The organism is Actinomyces sp. 594 (genome assembly GCF_019325145.1).
GTDB lineage: Bacteria > Actinomycetota > Actinomycetes > Actinomycetales > Actinomycetaceae > Actinomyces.
In genome coordinates this window covers 70,801-81,633 of sequence record NZ_PIZC01000038.1, presented here as the reverse complement: position 1 = coordinate 81,633, position 10,833 = coordinate 70,801, and the positions used below count along the sequence as shown (strand labels likewise).

General features: G+C 68.2%; 8 protein-coding genes. 2 read left to right on the top strand and 6 right to left on the bottom strand.

Annotated features, from left to right (window positions below):
• The first annotated feature begins 186 nt into the window (after positions 1 to 186).
• Together pta and GZ998_RS06185 are read left to right on the top strand one after the other, a co-directional pair.
• Positions 187 to 2,241: a phosphate acetyltransferase gene (gene pta / locus GZ998_RS06190; protein ID WP_162679663.1), complete on the top strand. Its 2,055-nt coding sequence runs from the start codon at positions 187 to 189 to the stop codon at positions 2,239 to 2,241.
• A gap of 75 nt (positions 2,242 to 2,316) precedes the next feature.
• Positions 2,317 to 3,501 (top strand): acetate/propionate family kinase, encoded by a 1,185-nt coding sequence (locus GZ998_RS06185; RefSeq protein WP_162679662.1) that lies wholly within the window; start codon positions 2,317 to 2,319, stop codon positions 3,499 to 3,501.
• Between the two features lie 500 nt (positions 3,502 to 4,001).
• Here the strand turns inward: GZ998_RS06185 and GZ998_RS06180 are convergent, their stop codons facing one another.
• From GZ998_RS06180 to GZ998_RS06155, 6 genes are all read right to left on the bottom strand, one after another.
• Positions 4,002 to 4,592: a ribonuclease H gene (locus tag GZ998_RS06180; RefSeq protein WP_219109351.1), complete on the bottom strand. Its 591-nt coding sequence runs from the start codon at positions 4,590 to 4,592 to the stop codon at positions 4,002 to 4,004.
• Positions 4,593 to 4,690: 98 nt separating this feature from the next.
• On the bottom strand, positions 4,691 to 4,957 hold the full coding sequence (locus GZ998_RS06175) for an HPr family phosphocarrier protein (protein ID WP_073328472.1): 267 nt from the start codon (positions 4,955 to 4,957) through the stop codon (positions 4,691 to 4,693).
• A gap of 223 nt (positions 4,958 to 5,180) precedes the next feature.
• On the bottom strand, positions 5,181 to 6,557 hold the full coding sequence (locus GZ998_RS06170; protein ID WP_162679660.1) for a sugar ABC transporter substrate-binding protein: 1,377 nt from the start codon (positions 6,555 to 6,557) through the stop codon (positions 5,181 to 5,183).
• Positions 6,558 to 6,565: 8 nt separating this feature from the next.
• Positions 6,566 to 7,513, bottom strand: coding sequence for a carbohydrate ABC transporter permease (locus GZ998_RS06165; RefSeq protein ID WP_162679659.1), 948 nt, complete (start codon positions 7,511 to 7,513; stop codon positions 6,566 to 6,568).
• Positions 7,514 to 7,528: 15 nt separating this feature from the next.
• A complete protein-coding gene (locus GZ998_RS06160) occupies positions 7,529 to 8,437 on the bottom strand; it encodes a carbohydrate ABC transporter permease (protein ID WP_162679658.1) in 909 nt (302 codons plus the stop codon).
• A 134-nt stretch (positions 8,438 to 8,571) separates the two neighbouring features.
• Complete coding sequence (locus GZ998_RS06155; protein WP_308807176.1) at positions 8,572 to 10,755, bottom strand: alpha-galactosidase; 2,184 nt, start codon at positions 10,753 to 10,755, stop codon at positions 8,572 to 8,574.
• Between the last annotated feature and the right edge of the window lie 78 nt (positions 10,756 to 10,833).

Here is a 10,833-nt window from a genome sequence, read left to right as displayed (position 1 = left end):
GCGGCCCGCCCCTCCCGCCCGGTCCCTCGCCCGCCACGTGACCAAAAAGTCGGACATAAACACCCGCCGTCCGTCTCTGCGGCCCCCACAATCGCGCCAGTTGGGGCAGACTTGTACCAGGCGCGCGGCGGCCACCCGCGGCGCACCCCACTCGACGTCGAGACGCAGATAAAGGACAGCTACACCGTGGCGCGCAGTATTTACATCGCCTCCCCCAATGCCAGCACCGGCAAGTCGACCGTGGCCCTGGGCCTGGTCGCCTCCCTCACCAAGGTTGTGGCTAAGGTCGGCGTCTTCCGGCCCTTTGTCGCCTCCCGCGAGGACGAGCCCTTCCTTGAGCTGCTGCTGCGCCGCTGCGGCTCGAATACCCCGGCGGCGCAGTGCATCGGGGTGACCTGGGACGAGTTCCACGCCGACCCCGATGAGTCGTTGTCACGCATCGTCGCCGCCTACCGGGCGGTGGCACGCGACCACGACGTCGTCATCATCGACGGCTCGGACTTCTCCGACGTGGTCGGCAACCCCGAGCTGTCCCTCAACGCCCGAGTAGCCGCGAACATCGGCGTGCCCGTGCTGCTGGTGGTCTCCGGGCAGGGCGACCCCGAGGACGTGCGCGGCAGCGTGGAGGTCTCCATGGCCGAGATCGCCGACAACCACGCCCGCACCGTCGCCGTAGTGGCCAACAAGTGCCCCGCGGGCACGCGTGCGGAGGTGGCCGCGGCGCTGGCGGGGCTGGAGGGCGTGGCCACCACGACCCTGCCCGAGGTGCCGCTGCTGGGCGCCCCCTCGGTGCGCGAGGTCATGAACGCCGTCGAGGGCACTCTCATCAGCGGGGATGACGCGCTGCTCGAGCGCGAGGCCGAGGGCGTGCTCATCGCCGCCATGGACGTCTCCCACGTGCTTGAGCGCCTGAATGAGGGCCAGGTGGTCATCGTCCCCGCCGACCGCTCCGCCGCACTGATCTCCCTGGCCGCCGCCCAGGCCTCTACCGGCTTCCCGAACCTGGCCGGGCTGGTGCTCAACGGCGGCTTCGAGGTGGCGGAGCACGCACTGCGCCTGATCCGGGGACTGCGGCTGCCGCTGCCGGTCATGACCTCCCCGCTGGACACCTTCGCCGCCGCGTCGGTGGCCGGCTCCTTGCAGGGCGGGCTGGGGCAGGCCTCTTCCCGCAAGCTCGACGTCGCGGTGACCACCTTCGAGCAGGAGGCCGACGTCGACGCCCTACTGGCCGCCCTGGAGGTGGAGCCCAGTGAGGTCGTCACCCCCATCATGTTCCAGGCCGAGCTGATCGAGCGCTCCCGCGCCGACCGCCGCACCATTGTCCTGCCCGAGCCCGACGACGACCGCATCCTGCGCGCGGCCGACGTCATCGCCCGCCGCGGCATCGCGGACCTGATCCTGCTGGGAGACGAGACCACGGTGCGGGCGCGGGCCGCCGAGCTGGGACTGGATATCTCCGCGGCCCGCGTAGTGCCCACCGACAGCCCCGAGCTACTGGAGAAGTACGCCGCGGAGTTCGCCCGCCTGCGCGCCAAGAAGGGCGTCACGCTGGAGCAGGCCCGCGAGCGGGTCCAGGACGTGTCCTACTTCGGCACCATGATGGTGCACATGGGCGACGCTGACGGCATGGTCTCGGGCGCAGCCCACACCACCGCCCACACCATCGTCCCCTCCTTCCAGATCATCAAGACCAAGCCGGGCACCTCCATCGTCTCCTCGGTGTTCCTGATGCTGTTGGAGGACCGGGTGCTGGTGTACGGCGACTGCGCCGTCAACCCCGACCCCACCGCCGAGCAGCTGGCCGATATCGCCATCTCCTCCGCCGAGACCGCTCGCCAGTTCGGCGTGGAGCCGCGCGTGGCCATGCTGTCCTTCTCCACCGGCACCTCCGGCAAGGGCGCGGACGTGGACAAGGTGCGCGAGGCCACCGAGATCGTGCGGGAGAAGGCGCCGGAGCTCGCCGTCGAGGGGCCGATCCAGTATGACGCCGCCATCGATCCGACCGTCGCCGCGAAGAAGGCCCCCGGTTCGGAGGTGGCCGGCCGCGCCAACGTATTCATCTTCCCGGATCTGTCCAGTGGCAACATCGGCTACAAGGCCGTGCAGCGCTCGTCCGGCGCCGTCGCCATCGGACCGGTGCTGCAGGGCCTGAACAAGCCCGTCAATGACCTCTCCCGCGGCGCGCTGGTGGAGGACATCGTCAACACGGTGGCCATCACCGCCGTCCAGGCCCAGGCCTGACCCGGGAGGGGCCGCGGCACTGCACCGGCCCCGCCCCTCGAGTTTTGTCTCTTCCGACCCGCAGAAAGGCTCATTGTGACCACCCGGACCGTCCTCGTCATCAACTCCGGCTCCTCCTCCATCAAGTACCAGCTCGTCGACCCCGACTCCGGCCGCTCCCTGGCGTCCGGGCTTGTTGAGCGCATCGGTGAGGAGACCGGCACGATCATCCACCGCCATGCCGGTGAGAAGACCCAGCTGGACGAGCCGGTGCCCGATCACGGCTTCGGCCTGTCGGAGGTGCTGCGCCTATTCGACGAGGAGGGTCCGGCCCTGTCCGAGGCGAACATTGTGGCCGTGGGCCACCGGGTGGTCCAGGGCGGCCGCTACTTCTCCGGCCCCGCCCTGGTGGATGAGGACGTAATCACCAAGATCAGCGAGCTGGTGCCGCTCGGTCCGCTGCACAACCCCGCTCACCTGAAGGGCATCGAAGTCGGCCTGGAGCTGCTGTCCGACGTACCGCACGTGGCCGTGTTCGACACCGCCTTCTTCCAGGACCTGCCGGAGGAGGCGGCCCGCTACGCCCTCAAGCGCGAGGTCGCCGACAAGTACTCCATTCGCCGCTACGGCGCGCACGGCACCAGCCACCAGTTCGTCTCCGGCGAGGTATCCCGGCTGCTGGGTCGCGATGATCTAAAGCAGATCGTGCTGCACCTGGGCAATGGGGCCTCCGCCTCCGCCGTCGTGGCCGGACGAGCCGTGGATACCTCCATGGGCCTGACCCCGCTTGAGGGCCTGGTCATGGGCGGGCGCACCGGCGACATCGACCCGGCGGCCGTGTTCCACCTGGGGCGTGTGGCCGGCATGAGCGTGGATGAGATCGACTACCTGTTCAACCGCGAGTCCGGCATGAAGGGCCTGGCCGGGGACAACGACATGCGGGAGGTGTGGAAGCGCATCGACGCCGGCGAGCAGGACGCCCGCGACGCCATGGACATCTATCTGCACCGCCTGGTGAAGTATGTAGGCGCGTACACCGCCGTCATGGGTGGCCTGGACGCGCTGACCTTCACCGCCGGCATCGGTGAGAATGATGCCCGCCTGCGCGCCGAGCTGGTTGAGCGCCTGGGCTTCATGGGCATGCGGCTCGACGCCGAGAAGAACGCCGCCCGCTCCGACGAGGGGCGTGTGGTGTCTACCCCGGACTCGGCCATCGCCGTGCTGGTCTACCCCACCAACGAGGAGCTGGCCATCGCCCGCCAGGCCATGACCCTCATCTGACCCTCATCTGACCCCCATCTGACACGTGCCGGGACGTTACCCAGTACCCCTGGCGCATTCCTACCGCACGTATGCCTTTTCGGAGCTTCTCCCCTAGTGGTTCTGGGGCTTGCGCGCCTAGGTGGCCTGCTGGGGGAGGCGGTGACGCTCATGCGGTTGTCAAAACCGATGACAATCGCCTCCCACGCCCACTAGGAGTTATGCGGCGCCCGCATGATTCCAAGGCTTTGTCCGCTGGGCTCGACGCCGTCCGCGGCGTTTGTCATCATTTTTGACACCCCAGGCGCTCGCCCGGCACCCACCCCCAACGGCTTGTGTCCGATCAGCAGGTAGGACCGCCGGGACCAGCCCGGTGAACACCCGGCTGCACCGCCAGCGGCACCACCACAGCACCCGGCCAGCTCCCTCGCCGCAAACCCTGCCTGACGACAACCCACGGGGTCAGTCATCCAGAAGCCGGAGGCCTGACTCGTACGCGAGAACCGAAGCCGTCCCCACGGTTAAAAGAGCGTCCCGGTCTCCGCAGACGCTTGCTGCTCACGCCCGGGAACCGGACCAGCCGCGTCAGTGAGCTGCTGCGCACCGGCGGTTCCGCCTGTGCTGGGCGACACGTCGCCGGGCCGAGTCCAGCCGGGGCCGGCGGGAACGGCCGTGCCCCGCTGGTAGGCGGTGGCGGCGGCGCGGGCGCGCTGGTCGGCGGCCTCGTTCATGGGGTGGCCGACGTGACCGCGCACCCACTCGAAGCGCACCTCGCGCCCCCGCATGGCCGCATCCAACTGCTTCATGAGGTCATCATTGAGGACCGGCTTGCCGTCGCCCTTGCGCCAGCCGCGGCGCTTCCAGCCGTGAATCCACTTGGTCAGGGAGTTGATGACGTACTGGGAGTCCGCCTGGATGAGCAGCTCCTCCCCGGCCAGGCCCGCCTGCGCCGTCGCCCGCAGCAACTCCAGCACGGCGGTGAGCTCACCGCGGTTGTTGGTGGAGTTCTCCCAGCCGCCCGCCGCCCAGCAGTCCTCATCAACGTACCAGGCCCAGCCGGCCGGTCCGGGGTTTCCCAAGGCGGAGCCGTCCGCCGCGGCGATGATCGTCATAGGCCGCACCCTACCGGCTCCCGCAAATACCGGACGCGCCACCCGTGCCCGCCTCGGGGAGGCGGACGGCAGGTGGCGCGTCCGGTATTGCTGCTACTTCAGGCGTCGAGGTCGGTCTCGAGGAGGGCCTTGAGCTCCTCCAGGGCACCGTCGGCGCCGTCGGCGTCGGAGGCGAGAGTGACGACGTCGCCGAAGCCGGCGCCGAGCGTCATAACGCCCAGGATGGAGGAGGCGTCAACGGGAGCGCCGCCCTCCTTGGCGATGGTGACGGGCACACCCTTCTCGGCGACAGCCTTGACGAAGGTTGCGGCGGGGCGGGCGTGAAGGCCGACCTTGGAGGCGATTGTGGCGGTGACCTGGGCCATATGTACTCCTTAGAGAGAACCGGGATCAGCACCCGGGATGCAGGGATTGCACCTGTGCACTGATATGAACCAGCACGACGGCTGATGTCAGGCTCACACTACCCGACTTCGCCGCCCCGTGGCTGCGAATAACGCCACGAATACGGTCCGCGCGCCAATTACCGCCCGGATCGCCGTGCCACTCGCCTGCCATTCGCCGCTTCGCCGACCTGCAACTGGCCGCTCAATCACCGTGCACGGACGTCTCGAACAGCAGATTGACCTGATCGTTGTAGCTGCTCAGCGTGGACGCCGGCACGCGATCCACCCAGACCGCATCCACCGCCGGGGTGATGATCGCACTGACGTCGGCACCGAAATAGGTAAGCGGGAAGAAGAAGGTCTGCCCGCCCTCCTCCAGGTGCACCGTGAAGGCGTCGGTTGACAGCCCGGTCTCCTCAAACACCCCGATGGCCTTCTCCGTAGAGGAGGAGATCGCCGGGAACACGATCCCGTAGGAGGCGACAATGTCCTGCGCCTCAGCGGTCCCCAGGAACGCCACCCACTGGGAGGCCAGGTCCACCTTGTCGGAGTCCTTCACGATGGAGTCTCCCAGGCCGTTAAACAGCGACGCACGGTTGCCGTTCGGCCCGATCGGGGTCGGGGCGATGCCCACATTGATGTCCAGGCCCGCGAAGGTGTTGAACATCCACGCCCCATGGATGGCCATCGCGATCGATCCGGAGCCGAGCTGGATGTCCGTGCTGGTGGCGTCCGAGAAGGCACCGTTGGGGTTCAGATACCCCTTGTCCACTAGGCCGAAGTACCAGTCCAGGGTGCGCTGGAAGTCGTCCTCGTCGTAGCGGTAGTGGGTGCCCCAGGTCTCCTGGTCCGTGTAGTGCCAGTCCCCCACCGTGGCAGTGAAGGGGCTCCACTGGGTCTGTCCGTCGCTGGAGCCGGAGTCCTGGATGCCCAGGCCGTAGACCGCCACATGCTTGGGATCGAAGCCCTCCTCGTCACCACGCACCCCGTTGCGGTCCACGGTGAGCCGGGCGAGGATACGCTCGAAGCTGCCGCCGTCGTCGGGATTCCACTGGCAGGCCTGGATCTCCTCCTCGGAGACTCCGGCCTGGGCGAGCATGTCCTGGTTGTAGAACAACGCCACCGTGTCCCAGTCCTTGGGGCAGCCGTACTGGCGACCGTCCTCTCCCTTCCACAGGTCCAGTAGGCCCTCCTGGAAGGCGGACTCGTCGACGCCGGACCAGGCGGGCTGCTCGTCGAGCGGAACCAGCACGTCCAGATCGACGAACTGCGCGAACTTCGCGATGTGGTCCACGAATACGTCCGGGCCGGTGCCGGCAATGAAGCCGGCCGTGAGCTTGGTCCAGTAGTCGCCCCAACCGATCTGGGTGATGTTGACGGTTATGCCCGTCTTCTCCTTGAAGCGGTCCGCGCAGGCCTGGTACGCCGGTTCCTGGCTGGCATCCCACATCCAGTAGTCGATGGTGTTGGACTTGGCCTGCTCGTCATTGCCGGAGCAGGCCGCGAGCGTCAGCGCCGCAGCTCCGGCGATTGCGCCTGTGAACAGGCCGCGGCGAGTGAGCATGAGCTTGTTGTTCATCTGGTCCCTCACTTGATTCCGGTGAAGCCGATGGAGTTGACGACGCGCTTGGCCGCTGCCATGAACAGCAGCAGCATCGGCAGGGCGGCCACGAGCGTGGCGGCCATGAGGCCGGACCAGTCGGTGCCGGAGGTGGGTGCCTGGGACCGGAATACGGCCACGGCCACGGTAAGTACCCGGGAGGAATCCGTGTAGGAGACCAGCAGTGGCCAGAAGTAGTCATTCCAGGCGGTGATGTAGGTGATAATCGCCAGGGTGGAGATGGGCGCGCTGGCCATCGGCAGGATGAGCTGGAAGAACACGCGGATCTTCGAGGCGCCGTCGAGCAGGGCCGCCTCCTCCAGCTCCCTGGGGATATTCATGAAGAACTGCCGCAGGAAGAACACCGCAAAAGGCGTCATGAACATGGTGGGCAGGGCGACGCCCAGCAGGTTGTCGATGAGCCCGATCTGCTTGACCAGCACGAAGTTGGGCAGCAGCGTGAAGATCGAGGGCACCATCAGCGCCGCCAGGAACAGTGTGAACACGGCGTCCCGGCCGCGCCAGCGCAGGCGGGCAAAGGAGTAGGCCGCCATGGCGGAGAAGAACACCTGGCCGGCGGTCACCAGCGTGGCCACGATTACCGAGTTGCGCAGGTAGATCCAGAAGTTCATGGAGGCACCGGAGCCGCCGTCGGCCAGGGCCTCCTCGGTGGACTGCATGCCGAATACGCGGGCGAAGCCGCGCAGGTTGATGTCAACCGGCAGGATCGAGGTGGGGTCAGAGGTGATGCCGGCGTTGGAGGACAGCGCGGTGCGCAGCACCCAGTAGAAGGGCAGGATCGTGACGACCATGACCAGCGCCATGAAGATCCAGGCGATCACCCGGCCAACCGACAGGCCGCGCTTGTCCGAGCGTCGCTGCTCGGTCTTGGCGCCTGCTGTCACGCCGGTACTTGTGGTGGTGAGAGCGCTCATGGTTAGTCGTTCCTCTCAGTCCAGGTCCGTCTCGCCCGCACGGGTCATGCGGTACTGGAGAATCGTGATCGCGGCCAGGACGATCAGCAGTCCCACCGCCATGGCGGAGGCGTAGCCGAACTGGAAGCGTCCGAAGGCCATGTCGTAGATGTAGTACTGCAGTACGCGGCTGGCATTGACCGGGCCACCCTGGGTGGTAACCGAAACGGTGTCGAACACCTGGAAGGACCCGATCATCGTCATGATCAGCACCAGGGCCAGGATGGGCCGCAGCAGTGGCACCGTGATCCTCCAGAACATGGTCCACTCGCTGGCGCCGTCCATCTTGCCGGCCTCGTAGACCGTGTTCGGGATCGACTGCAAGCCCGCGAAGATAAGCAGGGCGGTGTAGCCCACGTGCCGCCACACATTGATCATCGCGATCGTGGGGATCGCCAGGGACGAGGAGAAGAAGTTGACGCTCTCCCCGGTGATGGCCGAGATGATCTCATTGGAAATGCCCAGCGTATTATCCAGGATCCACAGCCACAGCATGGCGACGACGACGTTGGACACCAGGTAGGGGGTCAGCACGATCGAGCGCACCAGGGTGGACTGCGTCAACCGCTGCATGAGCACGGCAATGATCAGCGCCAGGACGGTCTGGAAGCCGATATTGATCAGCACGTACTCCAGGGTGACGCGCACGGCGTTCCAGAAGATCGAGTCGCCGATCATGCGCTGGTAGTTGGCTAGCCCCGTGAACTGCTCCGGGGTCAGCAGGTTGTACTCGGTGAATGACAGCCAGATGCCCCGGATGAGGGGCCAGATGTAGAAGGCGATCAGACCGATGCCGGCGGGAATGATGAAGGCGATGCCCAGCAGGCGGTCATCCTTCGGTTTCCTGCGCAGCGCCGGTGCAGCCGCGGCGGTCGCTGTGGACATGTACGGTGCTCCGTTCCTGGCGGTGAAATGGGATTGGGAATACAAGACGGACAACGGCGCGTGGGCGGGGCGTCGCCCGCGCGCGCCGCGGTCCGCGGCGGATACGCAAGCGGGTCCGCGCCCGCTTCGCTGCCTCAGACGGCGGTGACGCGCACCAGCAGCGAGTGGTCGGGATGGATGACTGGCAGCGAGAGCCCCGTGGTCGCCAGGTACGAGCCCGGCAGCACCACGCCCTCCGGGCGGGTCCAGGCGGCCTGATACATGTGCCCCTCGTACAGGGGTGTTGCCAGCTGCACCCGGTAGGTGCGCTCCGGGTCCAGGCCGGGCAGTGGCCGGGGGGCGCCCGGCCAGGTGAGCGCCTGCCCCAGGCCGGTCAGTCCGAACAGGGCCTCTGAGCGGTCCGGGGCGACGACGCCCTGGATGCGCACGGCGTCGTCCTCATCGACGTCGGCGTGGACCACGGTGCCGGAGTGCAGCAGGGGGCGCAACTGCTTGTGCAGGGCGATCAGCTCGGCGAGGCCCCGCTTGTCCGCGTCGGTGGCGCTCAGCAGGTCCCACTCAACACCCATATGCCCCCACAGGGCGGTGGCGGCGCGGAAGGAGACGTCGAGGCTGCGCAGCGTGGTGTGGTCCCGGCCGGCACCGACGTGGGTGCCGATCAGCTCGGGAGGCAGCAGCGTCATGGTGCCGCGGTTGATGTTGGCGCGATCATGGGCGTCGTTGCAGTCGGAGGTCCACACGCGCTGGGTGTGCTCGATTATCCCCAGGTCGATGCGCCCACCGCCACCGCAGCAGGACTCGATCTCCAACCCCGGGAAGCGCTCGTGAAGGGCGTCCAGGAGGCGGTACAGGGCCAGGGTCTGCTCGTGGACGGCCGGGGCGCCGTAGCGGGTGCCGAGTGCGGCGTTGGGGGCCATGTGCCCGGCGGCGAGCACCGTGGAGTTGTGGTCCCACTTGATGTAGGCCAGGTCCAGCCGCTCCACCAGGTCGCTGATGGCCTGATACAGGTAGTCCCAGGCGCCGGGTGCGGTCAGGTCCAGGACTCGCTGGTTGCGGTGCTCCACCGCGCCGCCGGCGCCGTCGGACAGGACCCAGTCCGGGTGGGCGCGGGCCAGGTCGGAGTCGAGGTTGACCATCTCCGGCTCGAACCACAGCCCCAGCTCCATGCCGAGGGAGCGCACGTGCTGCGCCAGCGGTTCCAGCCCGGTGGGCCAGACCTCCGCGGAGACCTGCCAGTCCCCCAGGCCGGAGGTGTCGTCGCGGCGGGACCCGAACCAGCCGTCGTCAATGACGAAGCGCTCAATGCCGATTGCCGCGGCCTCGTCGGCCAGGGCCTTGAGGGTGTTCAGGTCGTGTTTGAAGTAGACGGCCTCCCAGATATTGAGCAGGACCGGCCGGGGCCGCGACGGATAGGAGGGCAAGGCACGCACGTGGGCATGCGAGCGGGCGGCCAGGGCGTCCAGGCCCTCACCCCAGGAGCCGACTACCCACGGGCTGGTGTAGCTCTGGCCGGGGCCGAGCACGACCTCGCCGGGTTGGAGCAGCTCCCCCGCCCCGAGCAGCCGGTAGCCCTGCTGCGGATGGGACGCCAATGCGCGGGTATTGCCCGACCAGGCGAGGTGAACGGCGTGTACTCGGCCGCGGCGCCAGCCGAAGCCGGGCGTGCCCGCGGCCAACCAGGTTGCGGCGTCGTGCCCCGTGCGCCCCTCCCAGGACTCCCGCAGGCGGGTGCCGGGGGCGAAGGGGGTGCGGACCGGCTGGCGCTCAAAGGCGTGGTGACCGGTGAAGTCCAGCAGCTCGGTGGCATCGGAGGGCACCGGCAGCACGGGGGCGATCTCGTCGACCTCCAGCGGCGCGGCGCCGGGGCCTGCGGTATCGGCGACCTCGGCGCGCAGGCGGACGATACCGGTCGGCTCCAGCCGCAGCACGGTGGTCAGCTCGATCCCGTGGACCGGATCGGTGGCGGTGGAGGTGACGACGTCGGCCCACCCGCCGGGCGCCTCGACGGTCTCGACGCTGTGGTTGACGGACTCGGGGTGCACGGAGAAGGCGGAGCCGTCCGCGCGGTGCAGCAGGACGGCCGGGCGAGCCGACCAGCCCAGGTGCGGCAGCGGCAGCACGGGCAGGTCCGGCGTGGTCCAAGTCTGGTTGGAGCCGGTGCTCGTGTTCTGGGCGATGCCGACATCGGCCAGCGCCGCGCCGTCGAGCTCGCCCAGGTCCTCACCCCAGTGGCGGACCACCGGGTGACGGTCGGGTAGGAGGCTCAGGACCAGCGAGGTGCCGCCGCGGCGCAGGTGGACGATGGGGGAATCGGGCACGGGGTCTCCTTTGACATGGGCAGAATCGCGGACGAGTTACGAGTGCAGCCCGATTGGTGGGGTGCCGCGACGCCGCGG